Origin of the sequence: Bradyrhizobium sp. Pha-3 (assembly GCF_042258615.1) — a bacterium.
Taxonomy (GTDB): domain Bacteria; phylum Pseudomonadota; class Alphaproteobacteria; order Rhizobiales; family Xanthobacteraceae; genus Bradyrhizobium.
Genome location: NZ_CP170152.1, coordinates 429,198 through 449,369 on the forward strand (window position 1 = coordinate 429,198; position 20,172 = coordinate 449,369).

The 20,172-nt window shown below is 65.0% G+C and carries 20 protein-coding genes; 9 read left to right on the forward strand and 11 right to left on the reverse strand.

Annotated elements, in window-relative coordinates:
• Positions 1-10 precede the first annotated feature (10 nt).
• The 4 genes from ACE10Z_RS01975 (at position 11) to ACE10Z_RS01990 (ending at position 3,664) form a co-directional block, all read left to right on the forward strand.
• Complete coding sequence (locus ACE10Z_RS01975; protein ID WP_375786447.1) at positions 11-295, forward strand: RNA-binding S4 domain-containing protein; 285 nt, start codon at positions 11-13, stop codon at positions 293-295.
• Between the two features lie 218 nt (positions 296-513).
• The gene (gene fdxA, locus ACE10Z_RS01980; RefSeq protein ID WP_092120017.1) at positions 514-852 is read left to right on the forward strand and encodes a ferredoxin FdxA; all 339 of its coding nucleotides are present in this window, start codon (positions 514-516) and stop codon (positions 850-852) included.
• 419 nt (positions 853-1,271) lie between these two features.
• A complete protein-coding gene (locus ACE10Z_RS01985; RefSeq protein ID WP_375786448.1) occupies positions 1,272-2,063 on the forward strand; it encodes a CarD family transcriptional regulator in 792 nt (263 codons plus the stop codon).
• A gap of 380 nt (positions 2,064-2,443) precedes the next feature.
• Positions 2,444-3,664, forward strand: a complete 1,221-nt coding sequence (locus tag ACE10Z_RS01990; protein WP_375786449.1) for an MFS transporter — start codon at positions 2,444-2,446, stop codon at positions 3,662-3,664.
• Here ACE10Z_RS01990 and ACE10Z_RS01995 read toward each other — a convergent pair.
• The 8 genes from ACE10Z_RS01995 to cyoA all read right to left on the reverse strand — a co-directional run bounded on the left by ACE10Z_RS01995 (position 3,645) and on the right by cyoA (position 11,210).
• Positions 3,645-3,821 carry a hypothetical protein gene (locus tag ACE10Z_RS01995; protein WP_375786450.1) on the reverse strand — a complete coding sequence of 59 codons (177 nt, stop codon included), beginning with the start codon at positions 3,819-3,821 and terminating at the stop codon, positions 3,645-3,647. The two genes, ACE10Z_RS01990 and ACE10Z_RS01995, sit on opposite strands and share 20 nt — an antisense overlap.
• 246 nt (positions 3,822-4,067) lie before the next feature.
• Positions 4,068-4,604, reverse strand: a complete 537-nt coding sequence (locus ACE10Z_RS02000) for a response regulator transcription factor (protein WP_375786451.1) — start codon at positions 4,602-4,604, stop codon at positions 4,068-4,070.
• Positions 4,594-5,976 carry an ATP-binding protein gene (locus ACE10Z_RS02005; RefSeq protein WP_375786452.1) on the reverse strand — a complete coding sequence of 461 codons (1,383 nt, stop codon included), beginning with the start codon at positions 5,974-5,976 and terminating at the stop codon, positions 4,594-4,596. The genes ACE10Z_RS02000 and ACE10Z_RS02005 overlap by 11 nt, the downstream gene beginning before the upstream one ends.
• Entirely contained in the window at positions 5,948-6,736 is a 789-nt protein-coding gene (locus ACE10Z_RS02010; RefSeq protein ID WP_375790075.1) for an SURF1 family protein, read from the reverse strand. The genes ACE10Z_RS02005 and ACE10Z_RS02010 overlap by 29 nt, the downstream gene beginning before the upstream one ends.
• Before the next feature lie 269 nt (positions 6,737-7,005).
• Positions 7,006-7,407, reverse strand: a complete 402-nt coding sequence (cyoD, locus tag ACE10Z_RS02015; protein WP_375786453.1) for a cytochrome o ubiquinol oxidase subunit IV — start codon at positions 7,405-7,407, stop codon at positions 7,006-7,008.
• Positions 7,404-8,033, reverse strand: coding sequence for a cytochrome o ubiquinol oxidase subunit III (gene cyoC, locus ACE10Z_RS02020; RefSeq protein WP_212311896.1), 630 nt, complete (start codon positions 8,031-8,033; stop codon positions 7,404-7,406). Before cyoC ends, cyoD begins: the two co-directional genes overlap by 4 nt.
• Positions 8,030-10,033 (reverse strand): cytochrome o ubiquinol oxidase subunit I, encoded by a 2,004-nt coding sequence (gene cyoB / locus ACE10Z_RS02025; protein WP_375786454.1) that lies wholly within the window; start codon positions 10,031-10,033, stop codon positions 8,030-8,032. Before cyoB ends, cyoC begins: the two co-directional genes overlap by 4 nt.
• Positions 10,034-10,043: 10 nt before the next feature.
• On the reverse strand, positions 10,044-11,210 hold the full coding sequence (cyoA, locus tag ACE10Z_RS02030; protein WP_375786455.1) for a ubiquinol oxidase subunit II: 1,167 nt from the start codon (positions 11,208-11,210) through the stop codon (positions 10,044-10,046).
• A 246-nt stretch (positions 11,211-11,456) separates the two neighbouring features.
• Between cyoA and ACE10Z_RS02035 the strand changes: the two genes are divergently transcribed.
• Entirely contained in the window at positions 11,457-12,749 is a 1,293-nt protein-coding gene (locus ACE10Z_RS02035; RefSeq protein ID WP_375786456.1) for an MFS transporter, read from the forward strand.
• Between the two features lie 158 nt (positions 12,750-12,907).
• Here the strand turns inward: ACE10Z_RS02035 and ACE10Z_RS02040 are convergent, their stop codons facing one another.
• Positions 12,908-13,717 (reverse strand): transporter, encoded by an 810-nt coding sequence (locus tag ACE10Z_RS02040; RefSeq protein ID WP_375786457.1) that lies wholly within the window; start codon positions 13,715-13,717, stop codon positions 12,908-12,910.
• 218 nt (positions 13,718-13,935) lie between these two features.
• On the opposite strand from ACE10Z_RS02040, the gene ACE10Z_RS02045 reads away from it, so the two are divergent.
• Positions 13,936-14,337 carry a cytochrome c family protein gene (locus ACE10Z_RS02045; protein ID WP_097671042.1) on the forward strand — a complete coding sequence of 134 codons (402 nt, stop codon included), beginning with the start codon at positions 13,936-13,938 and terminating at the stop codon, positions 14,335-14,337.
• Between the two features lie 285 nt (positions 14,338-14,622).
• Here the strand turns inward: ACE10Z_RS02045 and ACE10Z_RS02050 are convergent, their stop codons facing one another.
• Positions 14,623-16,062, reverse strand: coding sequence for a M48 family metalloprotease (locus tag ACE10Z_RS02050; RefSeq protein ID WP_375786458.1), 1,440 nt, complete (start codon positions 16,060-16,062; stop codon positions 14,623-14,625).
• Between the two features lie 108 nt (positions 16,063-16,170).
• On the reverse strand, positions 16,171-16,893 hold the full coding sequence (locus tag ACE10Z_RS02055; protein ID WP_375790076.1) for a thermonuclease family protein: 723 nt from the start codon (positions 16,891-16,893) through the stop codon (positions 16,171-16,173).
• Between the two features lie 210 nt (positions 16,894-17,103).
• On the opposite strand from ACE10Z_RS02055, the gene ACE10Z_RS02060 reads away from it, so the two are divergent.
• From ACE10Z_RS02060 to ACE10Z_RS02070, 3 genes are all read left to right on the forward strand, one after another.
• Positions 17,104-18,309, forward strand: coding sequence for an ABC transporter substrate-binding protein (locus ACE10Z_RS02060; protein ID WP_375786459.1), 1,206 nt, complete (start codon positions 17,104-17,106; stop codon positions 18,307-18,309).
• A gap of 140 nt (positions 18,310-18,449) precedes the next feature.
• On the forward strand, positions 18,450-19,244 hold the full coding sequence (locus tag ACE10Z_RS02065; protein ID WP_375786460.1) for an enoyl-CoA hydratase: 795 nt from the start codon (positions 18,450-18,452) through the stop codon (positions 19,242-19,244).
• A gap of 15 nt (positions 19,245-19,259) precedes the next feature.
• Positions 19,260-20,015, forward strand: coding sequence for a hypothetical protein (locus tag ACE10Z_RS02070; RefSeq protein WP_375790077.1), 756 nt, complete (start codon positions 19,260-19,262; stop codon positions 20,013-20,015).
• Positions 20,016-20,172 lie beyond the last annotated feature (157 nt).

Genomic DNA, 20,172 nt, shown 5'->3' on the forward strand with positions numbered 1-20,172 from the left:
GGTCTGACGCTTGGACAGACAGCGGCTCGACAAATGGCTGTGGCACGCGCGGGTCGTGAAGGCCCGCACCAGCGCGGCTGAACTCGTCGCATCAGGTCATGTCCGCATCAACGGCGCGCGCGAGAAATCGCCGGGCCACGCGGTGAAGGCGGGCGACGTCATCACCGTCGCGCTCGACAACAGCGTCCGCGTGCTGAAGGTGACCGGCTTCGCCGAGCGTCGCGGCGACGCCAGTTCGGCGCGCGTGCTGTATGAAGATTTGCAGGCCGGCAATTTGCAGGCCGGTAAGGAGTAGTTATCTAGCGCTTGCTATCTCAATTGAGCATGATCCGGAAAAGTGGGGTCCGGTTTTCCTCGCGACAAACGCATAGCGTTTGCCCGGGGATCATGCTCACAATAAAATCGGTGGCAGGGGCGTGAGAATACTGGCGTTTTTCGGGTGCGGCTTCCCTTGCGGCCCCGGTATTCCTGCGCTACGCAACCCCAGAAAAATCGATCGTTCCGGAGTTTTGGATGACCTACGTCGTCACTGAAGCCTGCATCAAGTGCAAATATACCGACTGCGTCGAGGTCTGCCCCGTCGATTGCTTCTACGAGGGCGAGAACATGCTGGTCATCCATCCCGACGAATGCATCGATTGCGGCGTATGCGAGCCGGAATGCCCGGCTGACGCCATCAAACCGGATACCGAGCCGGGGCTGGAGAAGTGGCTCGAGGTCAACACCGAATATGCCAAGAGCTGGCCGAACATCACCCAGAAGAAGGACTCGCCCGAGGACGCCAAGGAGTGGGAAGGCAAGGAAGGCAAGTTCGAGAAATATTTTTCTCCGAATCCGGGCAGCGGCGACTGATTCGCTGACGTTCGCAAACAGCCGTCGAGACTACCCCGATAAGGGCGGGCCTGGGCCCGCCGCGGCCGCCGATTTAACCCTAATGACGGACATATGACCTGAGGATGCCCTGTTATGCCCGGAATCGGGCGTAAACCATTGATTTTTGCGGAAAATGTGCTATATCTGCACCATTACAGGCCAAGAACCCCCTGCCATGCGTACCTTGTGGCGTCGAGGTTCCCGCAAACATCGAACAGGGGCGTGGCAGTTTCCGCGCGCAGGCTGTGTCACAGAAAACGCGTAAAAAGAGTGCTTCAAAGACGACGAAGAAAGCCGCTGTCGTTGCTCGCAGCGCAACCAAGGGCCGTGCCAAGGCGTCCGTGAAGGGGGCCAAGAAGGCGGCGGCTGCAAAGTCCTCAAAGAACAAAAGAAGCGTGATGCCAGAAAAGACTGCCAAGACTGCCGCGAAAGCGGCAGCTGCGAAGCCCGCTGCTGCCAAGGTCGCCCCCAAGACTGCTGCTGTTGCGCCGAAGCCGGCCGCCCCGAAGGCTGCCGTCCCCGCCGTTGCTCCGAAGGTTGCCGCCAAGCCGGCCGCTCCGTCCCGCCCGGAAGAGAAGAAGGTCGTGACCCAGCGCCAGGGCTTCAAGGCCAATGAATTCGTCGTCTATCCCGCTCACGGCGTCGGCCAGATCCTGGCGATCGAGGAGCAGGAGATCGCGGGCGCCAAGCTCGAGCTGTTCGTGATCAATTTCATGAAGGACAAGATGACGCTGCGGGTGCCGACGGCGAAGGTCGCCAATGTCGGCATGCGCAAGCTGTCGGAGCCGGCGCTGGTCAAGAAGGCGCTGGAGACGCTGAAGGGCCGCGCCCGCGTCAAGCGCACCATGTGGTCGCGCCGCGCCCAGGAATACGAAGCGAAGATCAATTCGGGCGACATCGTCGCGATCGCCGAGGTGGTCCGCGACCTCTATCGTTCGGAATCGCAGCCCGAGCAGTCCTACTCCGAACGCCAGCTGTACGAAGCGGCGCTCGACCGGCTGTCGCGCGAAATCGCTGTTGTCCAGCATTCGACCGAGACCGAGGCGATCAAGGAGATCGAAGGCCAGCTCGCCAAGAGCCCGCGCCGCGGCGCCAAGGCGGAAGCCGAAGGTGAAGGCGAGGGCGATGCCGACGGCGAGGATGCCGATACCGATGGCGACGATACCGCCGTCGAAGACGAAGCCGCCTAAGCAGCGTTGCAGGATTTCGAGAAGCCCGGTCGCAAGACCGGGCTTTTTTGTTTTTTGGACGAAGTGTCGCGCGCGCCGCTGCACCTCTCCCCTTGTGGGAGAGGTCGGATTGCATCGTCAGATGCAATCCGGGTGAGGGGTGAGGTCTATCCGTCGACGGCAGTCCCTCGAGAGACCACGACCCCTCACCCGGAGCGCATTCCGCTGCGCTGTATGCGCTCCGGCCTCTCCCACAAGGGGAGAGGCGGTCGGAATATGAGGACGGCGCCGCGCAACCTTGCATATCGCCCCGCCGCAATCGCCCCTTGGCTGATCGCCGCGACTCATGACCTGCTGCGCCGCGCTGGCGGCGAGATCGCGGAGCCGGCGAGGGGCGCGGCATGCATGCAAGACGGTCGCTGGGGCGCGGTTACGACTGGCTGTGGACCGCGTTCGCGGTCTCGACGTTCGGCAGCTGGATCGCCTTCGACGCCTTCCCGCTGCTTGCGATCCTGGTGCTGCATGCAAGGCCGGAGGCGGTCTCGGCGCTCGCAGCGGTCGGCCTGCTGGCCGGGGCTGCGGTGGCGATGCCGCTCGGGCCCTGGATCGAATTCCGCCGCAAGCGGCCGGTGATGATCGCGATGGACCTGATCCGCTTCGCTGCGACGATCAGCGTTCCCATCGCCTTCGTGCTGGGACGGTTGACCTTCGTCCAGCTCGTCGTCGTCGCCGTCATCATGGCCGCCGCGGACATTGCGTTCCGTGCCGCGAGCGGCGCCTGCCTGAAGGCACTCGTAAGACCGGACGATCTGGTGATTGCGAACGGGCGGCTCGAAGCCACGACCTGGACCGCGACCGCGATCGGTCCGCCGCTCGGGGGCGCTGCGATCGGCGTGTTCGGCCCGGTGGTGACCGTGGTCGCCAACGCGGTCAGCTTCCTGCTCTCGGCGGTGGCGATCCGGCGGATCGGCGGAAGCGAGCCTGCGCCCGCTCGGCGCCAGGCGCGGGGATTTCGCGCGGCCGAGCTGATCGAGGGATGGCGGGCGATCCTCGCGCATCCGGTGCTCCGCCTGCTGTTCTTCAACACCGTGCTGGTCAATGGCCTGATCATGGCGACGGCGCCGCTGCTCGCGGTGCTGATGCTCCGCGATCTCGGCTTCGCGCCCTGGCAGTACGGGCTCGCCTTCGGAGCGCCCTGTATCGGCGGCCTGATCGGCGCGCGGCTTGCGCCTTCGCTCGCCGCCCGCTTCGGGCAGCACAATGTGTTGCTCGCGGCCGGCACGCTCCGTGCCTGCTGGTCGCTCGGCCTTGCCTTCATGCCCAACGGCGCGGCGGGCATCGCTGTCGTCTTTGCGCTTCAGTTCGGTCTCGTCGCCTGCGCCGGCATCTTCAATCCGGTGTTTGCGGCCTATCGTCTGGCCCAGATCGAGATGGAGCGGACCGCGCGCGTGCTCTCGGCCTGGACGATCACCAGCAGCGCAACCATCGCGGTGCTGACGGCGCTCTGGGGCGTGCTGGCGGGCTTCGCCGGTGTCCGGACAGCGATCGCGCTGAGCGGTTTGCTTCTGTTGACGACGCCATTATTGCTGCCGCGCCGCGCTCTCAATACGAGCGCTGCTTGATGCCCCAGCGGCCATCCTCCGACGTCACGACCCACAGATTGCGGTGACGGCTGGCAATCGAGCCGTCGGCGCGGTCGCGGCTGTATTCGACCAAAAGATGCACCTTGCGCGGACTGACTAGCACCGGCTCCTTGCGCTGATGGTGCTGTTCGCCCATCCGCGTCGGGCTGGAACAGGTCGTCGGTATTGCTCATGCGGCTGCTATACACTGGCGGCGAAACGGGCCGCAACGATGCGCCGGATGCGTAGCCCGGATGAAGCGAAGCGAAATCCGGGGCCGCTGCAACTGCGGATGAAGCTGTCCCGGATTGCGTGGAGCCTGTCATCGGGCGCGCGTTCGCGCGACCCGTTGGCTCCATCCGGGCTACGGGACTTCGCTTCATCCGGGCTACGCGTACGGCAGCTACTTCACCCGCTGCTTCTCGAGCTTGCGCGCCAGCGTGCGGCGGTGCATGCCGAGCCGGCGCGCGGCTTCGGAGATGTTGAAGTCGGTCTCCATCAGGGTCTGGTGGATGCGCTCCCATTCCAGCGTCTTGATCGAGGTCGGCCGCGCGCCGACCTCGATGGCGGCGTTGCCTTGCGCTTTAAGGAACGCGGCCTCGATGTCGTCGGTGTTCGACGGCTTGGCCAGATAATGGCAGGCGCCGAGCTTGATCGCCTCCACCGCGGTCGCGATGCTGGCAAATCCGGTCAGCACCACGATCAGCATCTCCGGGTCGTGCGCGTGCAGCGCTTCGACGCAGGCAAGGCCCGACGCGCCGCCGGCGAGCTTCAGATCGACAACGGCATAGCCGGGCGAGTGCTGCTCGAGCAGCGCGCGGACCTCGTCGAGCGAGGCCGACACCGCGACGCCATAGCCGCGGCGCTCGAACGAGCGCTTCAGCGTGCGGGCAAAGCCCGCATCGTCCTCGACGATCAGGAGCTGGCGTTCATCTGTCAAGAGGGTCTCCGATCGCAAGCGTCGAGAGCGGCAGCTCGAGCCTGACCGCGGCGCCGATGTCCGGCCGGTTGCGCGCCGTCACCACGCCGCCCAGCTTACGCACGACATTGACGACCAGGAACAGGCCGAGGCCGCTGCCGGAGCTGCCCTTGGTGGACTGATACGGCTTGCCGACATGCGCCAGCATCTCGCGCGAGAAGCCCGGGCCACGATCGGTCACCGACAGCACCAGCTTGTCGGCATTGCGTTCGGCCATCAGCTCGATCCAGTCACGCGAGACCTCGGCGGCATTGTCGAGCACGTTGAAGATTGCCTGCTTGAGCGCGATGTCGGAGACGATCGCGAGATCCGTGCCGAAGGCGTTGCGGAAATACAGCGTCGCCGACGGCCGCGTCGTTCGCCATTCCTCCACCAGCGCCGTCAGGAACGCCGCGACCGTGGTCGGCGAGGAGCCTTCGCCGCGGGCTTCGCCGGCCGACAGCAGGATGCCGGTGACGATCGACTTGCAGCGCTGCACCGAGATCTCCATCTCGCCGAGGTCCTGCGACAGCTCGGGATCGGAGACGAGCGCCGGCATCCTCCGCCAGTCGCCGAGGATGACCGAGAGCGAGGCGAGCGGCGTGCCGAGCTCATGCGCGGCGCCGGAGGCCAGAAGGCCCATCTGCACGATGTGGTCCTGCTCGGCCGCGTGCTGGCGCAGCGCCGCGAGGCGCAGGTCGCGGTCGCGCAGGTTGCGGTTGATCCGCGTCATGAACACCACGAGCAGCACGGCGTCGAGCACGAGCCCGATGAACGTGCCGGCGATATAGAGATTGAAGGCCTCGGCAAAGCCCTGCGGCAGCTCCAGCGGCCGGTAGTAGCTGGTCAGCCAGGCGAAATTCATGCAGACCAGCGCCACCAGCGACCAGGTCGAGGGGGCATCGAGCAGCACTGCGCCGAGCGTCACCTGCAGCAGATAGAGCGACGTGAAGGGATTGGTGGCGCCGCCGCTTAGATAGAGCAGGGCGGTCAATGCCGCAACGTCGAGCGCCAGCGCGACCAGGAGCTCGCGGTTGTTGATATCGGCGCGGTAGCGCAGCCACAGCAGGCTGACGAGGTTCAGCGCGACGAGCCCGAAGATCACGGCGGCCATCGGCAGCAGCGGCAGCGCGACGCCCATCCAGAACTGCACGAAGCCGATGGTGGCGATCTGCCCGATCACGGCGATCCAGCGCAGCTGGACCAGCAGGGCCATGTTCTTGCGATTGGTCGCGAGGTCGGCGGGCGCTGAGAGGTCGAACGGCATGCCGGCAGCTGCGCTCACGGCGGCTGGCATCACAGCGGTGCCGGTCGCGGTGTTTTCGTCATGCAGATCCGATGTGCGCTCGAGCATCTGGGCCTGTGTCGCGAGACAGATTGCGGGCTGCGCCGATCAGGCGGCGCACGGCGACGCGCCGTGAGCCCCACCCCGGATCGGAGGCGCCGGCGCGGCCCCTGCCGCGCAGGACGCGCAGGAGCGCGCCCGCCAGCATAAAGGCCAGCGCGAACCATGTCAGCGCGTAAATCAGGTGGTTGTTCGGAAACCGCACGATCGTGAGCCCGCCGACCGGATACCCGCCCGGATTTGGCGTCGCATCGGCGTCGATGAAGAAGGGGGCTACCCGCGACAACCCATGCGTGGCAGCGATCGCGGCGACGTCGCGCGAATACCAGCGGCCCGCCGCGGGGGCATTGTTGCGCAGGAAACCGCCCTTGGGCTCGGACATCCGCAGCAGCCCGGTGACGCTGACCGGTCCCTGCGGAACGCCGTCGCGCCGCGTGGCGGGATCGCGCCTGTCCGGCGGAACGAAGCCGCGATTGACCAGCACCGTGGTTCCGTCGGCCGTTTGCAGCGGGGTCAGCACCCAGAAGCCAGGGCCGTCTGCCGTGACCGCCTGCACCAGCGTCTCGTCGGCGTTGCGGAAGGTGCCGCGCACGGCGACGCGGCGATATTCGTCGCTCGCGGCCGTGACAGCCGGCCATGACGTGGGAGGCGGCGGCGCTGTCGGCGCCGCATGCATCCGCTGCTCGACCCGCTCGATCAGCGCCAGCTTCCAGGTCCTGCGTTCGATCTGCCAGATACCGAGCGCGCCCAGCAGCACCACGCCCAGCATGCCGAGCGTGAGCAGCGCGTAGCGACGGAGAGCAAAGTCGCGGCCGCGTCGGGGCTGCACTCCCTCTCCCGCTTGCGGGGGAGGGCCGGGTTGGGGGTATCGCCGCGAATCGGAAGAGTCATTGTGCGGAGAGAGCCCCCACCCGCCACGCGCTGCGCGCGCCATAGCCGAAGCTTTGCTTCGGCGTCCTTCAAGGACGGCCGCCAAAGGCGGCCTATGCTCCCCCGCAAGCGGGAGAGGTGAAGAGGAGCGTGAGGCGCCCCGCATCGTCACGGCATCTGGCTCATGTCGTGCATCGGCATCATGTTGATGTTGAGGTGATGCATGACCCACAGCGAGCCGGTCAGCCCGATCACCACCATGATCACGGTGAAGATCATCGCCATCATGGTCCAGCCGTTCTCGGATCGCGTGTTCATGTGCAGGAAGTACACCATGTGCACGACGATCTGCACCGCGGCGAGCACCAGCACGATCAGTGCGGTGACCTGCTTGTCGGCAATGGCGCCGGTCATCACCAGCCAGAACGGCACCGCGGTGAGGATCACCGAGAGGCCGAAGCCGATCAGATAGCTCTTCAGCGAACCATGTGCCGCGCCGCCGTGATCGTCATGGCCGTGGCCGGCATTGGCCTCGAGAGTATGAGCCTCAGCGTGAGCTTTTGTTGTCATCGCAGCATTCCCAGGAGATAGACGAAGGTGAAGACGCCGATCCAGACCACGTCGAGGAAGTGCCAGAACATCGAGAGGCACATCAGCCGGCGCCGGTTGGCTTCGGTGAGGCCGAAGCGCGCGGTCTGCACCATCAGCGTCACCAGCCAGACCAGGCCGAAGGTGACGTGCAGGCCGTGGGTGCCGACCAGGGTGAAGAAGGACGACAGGAAGGCGCTGCGCTGCGGCGTCGCGCCCTCATGGATCATGTGCGCGAATTCGGTGAGCTCGATGCCGAGGAAGGCGAGGCCGAACAGCCCGGTGATGGCGAGCCAGGCCTGCGTCGCGCCGATCCTCGATTTCTCCATCGTCAGCATGGCAAAGCCATAGGTGATCGAGGAGAGCAGCAGCATCGTGGTGTTGAGCGCGACCAGCTTGAGGTCGAACAGGTCCTTCGGCGCCGGACCGGCGGCATAGTTTCCGCCGAGCACGCCATAGGTCGCAAACAGCATCGCGAAGATGAGGCAGTCGCTCATCAGGTAGATCCAGAAGCCCAGCATGGTGCTGGCGCCTTCCGGATGCGCGTGCTCGTCGATGACGTGGAAGATCGGTTCGGAGCTTTGGGTGGAGACGGTAGCAACGGTCATGTCTGGGCTCCCGCGGCGAGAACGCGCGTCCGCGCGTCTTCGGTCCGCACCACCTCATCCGCCGGGATATGGAAGTCGCGGTGATAGTTGAAGGTGTGGCCGATCGCGACCGCGAGCAGCGCAACGAAGCTGACGGCGGCAAGCCACCAGATGTACCAGATCAGGCCGAATCCCATCACCGTCGCGAAGCCTGCGAGGATGATGCCGGTGCCGGTGTTGGACGGCATGTGGATCGGCTTGAAGCCGGTCAGCGGCCGCCTGTAGCCGCGGCGCTTCATGTCCCACCAGGCGTCGTTGTCGTAAACCACCGGTGTAAAGGCGAAGTTGTAATCCGGCGGCGGCGACGAGGTCGCCCATTCCAGCGTGCGCGCGTCCCAGGGATCGCCGGTGGTGTCCTTGAGCTGCTCGCGGCGCAGGATGCTCACCGCGAACTGCACCAGCATCGCGCCGATGCCGAGCAGGATCAGGAAGGCGCCGAAGGCCGCGATGACGAACCAGATCTGCAGGGACGGATCGTCGAACACGCGGAGCCGGCGGGTCACGCCCATCAGGCCGAGCACGTAGAGCGGCATGAAGGCGAAGTAGAAGCCCGACACCCAGAACCAGAACGACAGCTTGCCCCAGAACGGATCGAGCCTGAAGCCGAACGCCTTCGGGAACCAGTAGTTGATGCCGGCGAACAGGCCGAACAGCACGCCGCCGATGATCACGTTGTGGAAATGCGCGATCAGGAACAGGCTGTTATGCAGTACGAAATCGGCGGGTGGCACCGCGAGCAGCACGCCGGTCATGCCGCCGATCACGAAGGTCAGCATGAACGCCACCGTCCACATCATCGGCAGCTCGAAGCGGATGCGGCCGCGATACATCGTGAACAGCCAGTTGAACATCTTCGCGCCCGTCGGGATCGAGATGATCATGGTGGTGATGCCGAAGAACGAGTTGACGCTGGCGCCGGAGCCCATCGTGAAGAAGTGATGCAGCCAGACCAGGTAGGACAGGATGGTGATGACGACCGTGGCGTAGACCATCGAGGTGTAGCCGAACAGCCGCTTGCCGGAGAACGTCGCGGTCACCTCCGAGAAGATGCCGAACGCCGGCAGCACCAGGATGTAGACCTCGGGGTGGCCCCAGATCCAGATCAGGTTCACGTACATCATCGGGTTGCCGCCGAAATCGTTCGTGAAGAAGTTGGTGCCGACGTAACGGTCGAGCGACAGCAGCACCAGCACCGCCGTCAGCACCGGGAAGGAGGCGACGATCAGGACGTTGGTGCAGAGCGAGGTCCAGGTGAACACCGGCATCTTCATCATCGTCATGCCCGGCGCGCGCAGCTTGACGATGGTGCAGACCAGATTGATGCCCGATAGCGTGGTGCCGACGCCGGCGACCTGTAGTCCCCATATGTAATAATCGACGCCGACGTCAGGACTGTAGCCGATGTTCGACAGCGGCGGGTAGGCGAGCCAGCCGGTGCGGGCGAATTCGCCGACGAACAGCGACATCATCACCAGCACGGCGCCGCCCACCGTCATCCAGAAGCTGAAATTGTTGAGGAAGGGGAAGGAGACGTCGCGGGCGCCGATCTGCAGCGGCACCACGTAGTTCATCAGGCCGGTCACCAGCGGCATCGCCACGAAGAAGATCATGATCACGCCGTGCGCGGTGAAGATCTGGTCGTAGTGATGAGCCGGGAGATAGCCGTCGGAGCCGTTGAAGGCGATCGCCTGCTGCAGGCGCATCATCAGCGCGTCCGCGAAGCCGCGCAGCAGCATCACGATGCCGAGGACCATGTACATGATGCCGATGCGCTTGTGGTCGACGGTTGTGAACCACTCGCGCCACAGATAGCCCCAGAGCCGGAAGTAGGTGACGATCGCGAACAGCGCGAGGCCGCCGGTCGCGACCACCGCAAAGGTGCCGACCAGGATCGGCTCGTGCAGCGGCAGCGCGTCCAGGTTGAGGCGGCCGAAGATCATCTTGATGAGATCGGGATTCATGCGGCGTTCCTCAGGAGTCTGATTTCGGGCGCTGGCCTAGCAGCAAGGATGTCGATGACGGATGCGCCGGCGAGAACGGCGGGCGCTTCAGCCCGACGCCACGCAGCGGCGTCAGGTCGAGCGGTGCGAGAACGTCGCGCGCCGGCGCGTCCTTGATCTCGTCCATCGAGCAGATGCCGGCGACGAAGGTCGGTGAGGCGCCGAGCGGCGCGCCGCGGCGGGCATATTTGTCGTAAGTCAGCGGCAGCGTGTTGTTGAGGCCTTCGCGGCCGAGGCCGCCCTTGGCGTCGATTGCCATCATCTCGCTCATGCACATCTTGCCGGGCTCGACGCACATGTTGAGGATCGCCTTGTAGAGATCGCGATCGACCGAGCGATAGAGCCGGACCGGATCGTTCTGGCTCGGACGCTCGAGCTGCAGATAGTCGCTGCGGCCGAGCATGTTGCCGCTGGCCCTGGCGGTGCCGATCCACTTGTCGAAATCGGCGCTCGAGAGGCTCTTGAACTCGAAGTGCATGCCGGAGAAGCCGGCGCCGCTGTAATTGGCGGAGAAGCCTCTGTAAGTGCCTTCCTTGTTGGAGACCGCGTGCAGCTTGGTCTCCATGCCCGGCATGGCGTAGATCTGGCCGGCGAGAGCGGGGATGTAGAACGAATTCATCACGGAAGACGCCGTGATGCGGAAGCGGATCGGGCGGTCGACGGGAGCTGCGAGCTCATTGACGGCGGCGACGCCGTAGTCCGGGTAGATGAACAGCCACTTCCAGTCGAGCGCGACCACCTCGACATTGAGCGGGGCGTCCTTGCTCTCGATCGGCTTGTCGGCGGCGATGCGCCCGAGCGAGCGGTAAGGATCGAGCAGATGGGTGCCCATCCAGGTCAGCGCACCGAGGCAGATGATGATCAGAAGCGGCGCCGACCAGATCACGAGTTCGAGCTGGGTCGAGTGATCCCACTCCGGCTCATACGGCGCCGTGGTGTTGGACTGGCGGTACCGCCAGGCGAAGAAGATGGTCAGCGCCATCACCGGAAGCACGATGATGAGCATCAGCACGGTGGAGATCACGACGAGGTCGCGCTGCTGGATGGCGACGTCGCCGGCAGGGGCCAGGACGACGAAATCGCACCCGCCAAGGAACGCCGCGAACGGCAATAAGGCCAATAATTTCAAGGCGCGCACGGCTCACCCCACTTGAATTTTATGAGTTCTGCCAAGGGGTAGCTGCGATGCAGCAAAGTGGACATTGGACAATTTGTCCAATGTTGCACTGCGGGATGGAAGGTCAGAAGGTGAAGTGGACTGCGTGGCAAAAGGTGCCCGTGGCCTCATCTCAGGTTCGAGCACGGTCGGTTCGGAAAACCGGTTTCCACTTTTCCGGATCATGCTCCAAAGGACGGTTCTCCGGCGATGGCACAGGCCCCAGCAATGGCTCACGGCACCCCGACGGCATCAGGTCACGGGCAGGCGAAACCCGGCGAAATCGCCATCGGCGTCATCATCGGGCGCACGTCGGAATTCTTCGACTTCTTCGTCTACGCGATCGCCTCGGTGATCGTGTTTCCGAAACTGGTGTTCCCGTTCGTCAACGAGCTGACCGGCACGCTCTATTCATTCGGCATCTTCGCGCTGGCGTTCGCTGCGCGGCCGCTCGGCACCGTCATCTTCATGGCGGTCGACCGCCGCCACGGCAAAGGCGCCAAGCTGGTCATCGCGCTGTTCCTGCTCGGCACCGCCACGGTCGGGCTAGCCTTCTTGCCTGGTTACGACACGATCGGCGTCGCGGCGATCTGGCTGCTCGCCGCCGCGCGCGTCGTGCAGGGCATCGCCTGGGGCGGCGCATGGGACGGCCTTGCCTCGCTGCTCGCGATGAACGCGCCGGTCAATCGGCGTGGCTGGTACGCGATGGTGCCGCAACTCGGCGCGCCGCTCGGGCTGATCGTGGCGAGCGCGCTGTTCGCGTTCTTCGCCGGCAACCTCTCGGCGGATGATTTCTTCGATTGGGGCTGGCGCTATCCGTTCTTCGTCGCCTTCGCCATCAACGTGGTGGCGCTGTTCGCGCGGCTGCGCATGGTGGCGACCGACGAATATTCCGAGCTGTTCGAAAGCCGCGACCTCGAACCGGCGCGCGTCGGCGAGACCGTGGCGCAGGAGGGCCGCAACATCCTGCTCGGCGCCTTCGCGCCGCTGGCGAGCTTTGCGCTCTTCCACATGGTCACGGTGTTTCCGCTGTCCTGGGTGTTCCTGTTCACCAGGGAAAGCCCGGTGCGCTTCCTGATCATCGAGATGGTCGGCGCCATGGTCGGCGTCGTCGCGATCATCGCCTCGGGCATGATCGCCGACCGCGTCGGTCGCAAGCCGCTGCTGCTGGGCTCCGCGGTCGCGATCGCGGTCTATAGCGGCTTTGCTCCGCAGCTGCTCGATGCCGGAGCATTCGGCGAGACGATCTACATGGTGCTTGGCTTCGTGCTGCTCGGCCTGTCGTTCGGCCAGTCGTCCGGCGCGATCGCTTCGAATTTCGCGCGGACCTATCGCTACACCGCCTCGGCGTTGACCTCGGATTTCGCCTGGCTGTTCGGCGCCGGCTTCGCGCCGCTCGCCGCGCTGCTGCTGGCGACGCATTTCGGCCTGATCTCGGCCGGTGCGTATCTGTTGTCGGGCGCGGTGTGGACGCTGCTGGCGTTGTGGCTGAGCGGCCTGCGCGAAGCGGAAGTCAATTAGTCACGCGGCCCGTCTCCTTCCTCTTGTAGCCCGGATGCAGCGCAGCGAAATCCGGGACTGCTCTCACCGCGGATGGTTCTGCCCTGGATTGCGCGGAGCCTGTCATCGGGCGCGCGTTCGCGCGACCCGTTGGCTCCATCCGGGCTACAGAGCTTCGCTTAGCGGAACAGCCCGTCGACGCGGAACGAATACCCCAGGCCGACGATGTAGTTCGGCGAGTTGCGGTTGAGCCCGAACGCGACGTGGAGGTCGAGCTGCTGTGTCGGCGTGAGGCGGTACAGGCCGCCGGAATTGATCAGCTGGATCGGCCGTGTGCCGTCGGGATAGTCGCCGACATATTCGGTGAACACGCTGATCCGATCGGTCAATTTCTTCTCGATCACGAAGGTCGTCTCCGACATGTGCTGGCCGGTCAGCTCAGTGGGGCGGAAGAATTCCGTGAACATGCCGCTGAGGCCCCAGCCGTCATGCAGCTCCCATGACCATGGCAGCTGGATGTAGGGCTGCGCGCCGCGCCCGGCGATGGCGGCCGCGCCGGTCGGCAGCGCGACGCCGGCAGTGATCGACAGGTCGATCTTTCCCGGCACCGGGCTGATCTGCCATTTGATCCCCGGCGCGACGTCGGAAAAGCCCGCGGCGCCCGGCGACCTCATGGTGCCGGTGTAGCTCGGCAGGTCGATCAGGAGCTCGAGGCAAGGCGCGATGCCGAGCCGCCAGCGGCTGTTGCTGCCGTCGATGCTGCGGCCACTGTCGCGGCCGGTGAGGTTGATGCCGTTTTCGCTCTGCAGGCTCCCGACCGGCACGACGATACTCGAATTGGTGACGTCGGGCCGGTCGGTCGCAATTTCGTCGCTCGGCTTGGGACAACCGTCCGCGCGCGCGGCGGTGGCTGCTGCGAGGGTGAGCGCAGCAAGCACGCACCCGAGTTCGGCAAGTCGAGCGACGGCGCCGAACCGATTGTGAAACACTGGGGATGCTCCAAAAACCCGGCGCCGCTGCGGAGGTGGCAGCTTGGATAGTGATCGGCTGACGGCGCGGATATTCCTCGTCGGCGGCAAAAAACTTCGACAATAAGTGCCATTCTTGGCGATCGATGCGGCTGGTGTCCAGCGGGCGGGCGAAATTTCAGGGAATAGAATGGCGGCCCGGCTGCTCCTGTTGTGGTGGCAAACAGGAGACCCCGGGAATGACCATTCGTTCGATCGCGGGCGCGCTGGCGCCGCGGCACGCCAAGATCGCCGCGATGGCGGCCATCGCGATCCTGCTCGCGCTGAACAGCGCCCGTGCGGCGGGCGATGCGTCACGTGGGGCCACGCTGTACCAGGGCTGCGGCGATTGCCATTCGATCGAGAAGAACGACGTTGGTCCGATGCACAAGGGGGTCGTGGGCCGCCTTGCCGGCTCGGTCGCGGGCTACAATTACTCGCCGGCGCTGAAGAATTCGAAGATCGTATGGACCGAGGCCAATCTCGACAAATGGCTCACCGGTCCGGACGCGATGGTGCCGGGCACCAAGATGTTCTACGAGGTTCAGGATCCGAAGGATCGCGCCGACATCATCGCCTTCCTCAAGGAGAAGGCGAAGTAGGACTCCCTGTAGCCCGGATGCAGCGCAGCGAAATCCGGGAAAGTGTGTCCACGGAGGGACTAGTGTCCCGAATCCGAAGTTCGTATCATTCGCCGCACCTTCGGAGCGAACTTCGGATTCGATAAGGACACTAGCAAACTTATGATTCTAGTGTGCTTTATGAAATGCGAAGTTCGTGAAAGCGGCTGCCGCGAAATCGCACGAACTTCGCATTCAGCACACTAGCCCCGGATTGCGCTGCGCTGCATCCGGGCTACGGGGTTATGCTTCGCGCGGCGTGCCGTTTCAATCCACCACGATCTTGACGCGGTCGCGCGGCTTCACCTGGGCGTGGGCATCGAGGCCGTTGAGCACGCGGAAGCGCTCGGCCGGATGATCGACGCCGGCCATGCGATGCGACAGCGATTCCACGGTGTCGCCGGGCTGCACGTTGATGACCTTGATGCGCAGCGGGCGCGCGGCCTGGATCTCGTCGAGCGTCAGGCGGCGGAACGAGTTGACGGTCTCGCGCGCGTTGCGCTCGCTCTCGGTGGATTTCTGCTTGGCGGCGAAGATGAAACGGTAGACGTCGCTGCCGAAGCGCAGCGCGTAGACCTTGAACTGCCACTGATCGCCATGCGCGGTGGCCGATGCCGCCGGAAAGCCGTTGATGTTGAGGTCCTCGGTCGAGGACTTCTCGACGCCTTCCATCCAGCCAGAATTCAGGTAGTCGCCGAGCGACTGTTCGGCCGGCACCCGCACCACGTCGAAGCGCATCGCCTGGCTGCCGCCCTCGCGCACGCCGATCACCGCCTGCGCGGTATTGTCGAGCGTGAAATTGTCGGGCGCGGTGAAGGTAAAGCCGAGCTTGGGATGCAGGAAGCGGCGGCCGCGCACAAAACCTTCGCTGGGATCCTCGCCATAGACGATGTTGTCGATCGCGGCGAGGTAGGTCTCGCGGTCGCGCTCGTTGCTCTCGGGCGATGAGTATTGCCGTGCGGTGGTCTGCGCATTGGAGATGCGCTCCGGCGTTGCCGGATGCGACGAGGTGAAATCCTGCGCACGTGGATCGAGCGCGGTCTTGCCGATCTTGAGCGCGGCATTGCGCTCCATCGCGGTCAGGAAACGCGACGCGCCGTAGGGATCGAAATGCGCGCGCGCGGCGATCCCGACGCCGATGCCGTCGGCCTCGAACTCCTGCTGCCGCGAGAAGCTCGCCATCGTCAGCTTGGTCTTGGCGAGCGCCAGCGCCGTGAGATCGGGATCGGTGCTCATGTCGGTGACCACGCGCGTCACCACCGCCGCCTGGCGCGCCTGGTCCTCGCGCATCGCGGCGTGCTTGGCCAAGACATGCGCCATCTCGTGGCTCAGCACCGAGGAGAGCTCGGAGGTGTCGCTGGCGAGCGCGATCAGGCCGCGCGTGACGTAGAGCTGGCCGGTCGGCAGCGCGAAGGCGTTCACCGCGCCGGAATTGAGGATCGTGACCTTGTAGGCCTGGTCGGGCCGTTCGGACGCCGCGACCAGCCGGTCGACGGTTTTGCTGATCAACGCCTCGAGCTTCGGGTCGTCGTAGGCGCCGCCATAGGACGACAGGATGCGCTCGTGCTCGCGCTCGCTGTTGGGCGTCTGCTGCACCACCCGGTTCGGCTTCACCGGCGCCGCCGCCGCGGTCGGGGTGACCTGCTCGAACCGGCCGACATTGCCGCAGGCCGACAGCGTCAGGGCCGCGCAGACGAGCGCCGGCACAGCCGAAAGCCGGCGGCCAGTTCCATCTTCACGCCCTCCAGCGCGTTCAATCACGTCAAAAACCCACAACTTGTCCCGTGAATCGGCCGAGCCGTGGCCTGTGGGCCCCTAGTTCCCGCCGAGCACTTCAATCTGCCCCACCCGGAGCAATTCGATTCGTGGCCCACGCCGTGCTTCCACCCAGCCTCGGACACGAATCCTACGATTTTCCAGAGACTTGGGCGCAAGCCCGGCCGCCTCAAACGCAGGGACTATGCGCCTTGAAATAGTCAGAGCAAAGTCCCGTGTCCAGTTTCGGCCGAAATTCAGGTAGGTCGTCGCGCCCGCCTGACGCACGGACAAAACCCTGCCCTCGACCACGGTAAAGCGCCCGATCCCGGCCAAAATATCGTCCGGACTTTCGGCGTTTTTTATGACGGCGGACTCGGCCCAGGTTCCCGATCGAGCGGCCCGCGCCTCGGCCTCCGCCGCCATCAGCGCACTGACACAGTCCTTGTCCGCGATCTCGGACGACACCAGCGCGAGGCCCTGGCGCAGCAGCTCGTTTTGCACCGGCATCTCTTGGCCATCGAGGAATGCGTAGGCCGGCTGCCGGCCATAGCGGTCCGGCGTGTCGTCCTGTCCGCGCAGCGTCACTTCGCGGCCGACCAGCAGCACCGACAGCGCTGCCATGGCCTTCGCTCGGTCCGCCACCTCGATGCCGGCGAGCCTGACCTCGCGGCCGTCGTCCAGCCGCAGGCTGCGCGCATCGACCACAGCAGCGACGCGGCCTTCGCCCTGAGTCTCGAAATTGCATCCAGCCGCATGACTTGCCCCGCAAGCAAGCAGCATCGTGTAGGCGAGGAGAGTGCCGCGAGCCAGCATCGGCAGATTCTGCATCGACAATATCTGCATGGGTCGATCTTCGCACATCTCGACCATTCCGTTCAGCGGAAAACACGTGTCAGCTCCTCGGCTTGCCGCTGTGCATGGCATGCGGCATGATCCGGCCCTCGAAACGGACCTGATGGAATGCGGTCCGTTCTTCCAGGGAGGGTTTGAATGAGACGGGTTTTGGCCGGCGTGTTGGCCTGTGTGTTTGCGATTTCGGCGAATGCGTCGCTGGCGCAGGACAAACCCCCGCTGAAGCTCGGCGGCATCCTCGATATGTCGAGCCTTTATGCCGACATCACCGGTTCGGGCAGCGAAACCGCCGCCAAGATGGCGGTCGAGGATTTCGGCGGCACGGTGCTCGGCCGCAAGGTCGAGATCGTGGTCGGCGATCATCTCAACAAGGCCGACCTTGCCGCCAACATCGCCCGCGACATGATCGACAACCAGGGCGTCGAGATGATTTTTGACGTCGCGGCGTCCGCGACCGCGCTCGCCGCCGGCGAGATCGCCAAGGCCCGCGGCAAGATCATCATGTTCAACGGCCCGGGCTCGATCCGCCTCTCCAACGAGGCCTGCGGCCCCTATACCGTGCACTACGTGTTCGATACCTTCGCGCAGGCCAATGTGACCGGCCTTGCCGCGGTGAAATCCGGCCTCGACACCTGGTTCTTCCTGACCGCGGACTACGCGTTCGGCCAGGACCTGGAAAAGGACACCAGCAATGTCGTGGTGAAGTCGGGCGGCAAGGTGCTCGGCAGCGTGCGGCATCCGATCAACACCTCGGACTTCTCCTCCTTCCTGCTGCAGGCGCAGGCCTCCAAGGCCAAGGTGATCGGGCTCGCCAATGCCGGCGGCGACACCATCAACGCGATCAAGCAGGGCGCCGAGTTCGGCATCACCAAGGGCGGCCAGAAGATCTCGCCGCTGCTGGCCTTCGTGACCGACATCGACAGCGTCGGGCTTGAGACCGCACAGGGGCTGCTGCTCGCAGAAGCGTTCTATTGGGACCTCAATGACGACACCCGCGCGTTCTCAAAACGCTTCATGGAGCGCACCAAGCGGGTGCCGACCTCGGCGCAGGCCGGCGTCTACTCCTCCGTGCTGCATTACCTGCAGGCGGTGAAGGCCGCCGGCACCACCGATGCGGCCGCTGTCATGAAGGTGATGAAGGAAACCCCGATCAACGACATGTTCGCCAAGAACGGCCGGATTCGCGAGGACGGCCGCATGGTGCACGACATGTATTTGTTCGAGGTCAAGAAGCCCTCGGAATCGAAGGGCCGCTGGGATGATTACAAGCTGCTTGCGACCGTGCCGGGCGACCAGGCGTTCCAGCCGCTGTCGGAGTCGCGCTGCCCGCTGGTGAAAAAATGACGAAGTCATCCCGGGGCGATGCGCAGCATCGAACCCGGGATCTCGAGGTTCCCCGATGCGCAATTGCGCATCTGCGGTCTGGTGCTTGCGCACCATCCCGGAACGACGGCGCGACCAACAACAACGAAAGGCAAAACGCCATGAGCGATAATCAGATGGTTCTCCAATCCCTCGACAAGGGCCTGCTCACCATCACCATGAACCGCCCGGATCGGCGCAATGCGCTCAATCCCGACATGACGCGCGGCCTCGTCGAGGCGGCACGGCGCGCGCAAGACGATACCGAGGTGCGCGCGGTGCTGATCCGCGGCGCCGGCGGCACCTTCTGCGTCGGCGGCGACGTCAAGTCGATGGCGGAAGGCCGCGCGCCGCTGCCGTTCGAGGCCAAGATGGCCAATTTGCGCCGGGGCATGGAGGTCTCGCGCATCCTGCACACGATGCCGAAGCCGGTGGTGGCGCAGCTCGACGGTGCGGCGGCCGGCGCAGGGCTCTCGATCGCGCTGTCCTGTGATCTGCGCGTCGCCAGCGCCTCCTGCAAGATCACCACCGCGTTTGCCAAGGTCGGCTTCTCCGGCGACTACGGCGGAACGTATTTTCTGACCAAGATGCTCGGCAGCGCCAAGGCGCGCGAGCTCTACATGATGTCGCCGGTGCTGTCGGCACAGGAAGCCTACAACCTCGGCATGGTTTCCAAGGTGGTGCCCGACGTCGATGTCGAGGCCGAGACGTTGGAGCTGGCGCGATCGCTCGCGCAAGGGCCGTCGGTGGCGCTCGGCTACATCAAGCGCAACATCAACAATGCCGAGACCATGACGCTGGAAGCCTGCTTCGACGGCGAGGCGATCCATCACACCCGTGCCGGCGAGACCACCGACCACAAGGAAGCGGCCAAGGCCTTCGTCGAGAAGCGCAAGCCCACCTTCCAGGGGCAGTGAGCCGTGACCAATCACATGGCCGACTACATGCGGCTGCGGCAGATCTGCCTGGTGGCGCCGCAGCTTGCGCCCGTGATCGCTGATATCTCCGCGATCATGGGCCTCAACGTCTGCTACCGCGACGGCAATGTCGCGAAATACGGCCTCGAGAACGCGCTGCTGCCGGTCGATACCATCCTGTTGGAAGTGGTGGCGCCGTTCCAGCCAGGGCCGGGCACCGCGGCCGGCCGCTTCATGGAAAAGACCGGCGGCCGCGGCGGTTACATGGCGATCTTCTGCTGCGAGGACCCCGACGCACGCGGTACGAAGGCCAATGCGATGGGCGTGCGCACAGCGAACGTGATCACGCACGCGCCCTATCACGGCGTGCAGCTGCATCCGCGCGACTGCCGCGCCGCCTTCATCGAGTTCAACCACACCGACGGCAGCGACGATGTGCTGGGGCCGTATCCACCGGCCGGTCCCGACTGGCAGAAGTCGATCCGCAAGGACACGACCTTGGCGCTGACCGAGGTCGAGATGCAGAGCCCCGACCCGCAGGCACTCGCGACGCATTGGGGGAAGATCGTCGGCATTCCCGCTGCTGATGCTGTGGTGAAGCTGCCGAACGCGATCTTTCGGTTCGTCAAGGGCGACAGCGAGATCATGAGCGGCTTGACGTTCAAGGTCGCCGACAAGGCCAAGGTGCTGGATGCCGCGAAAGCCAGGGGCTGCGCGGTTGATGGCGATGAGTTCCAGCTTTGCGGCGTGACGTTCAAGCTGACGGCCTAACTTCGTAGCCCGGATGGAGCGAAGCGCAATCCGGGACTACTCCGTCCGCGGACGGACCGCCCCGGATTGCGCTGCGCTGCATCCGGGCTACGCGTTCGTTATTCCGTCATCCTGAGGAGCGCGTAGCGCGTCTCGAAGGATGCACGGCCACCGACCG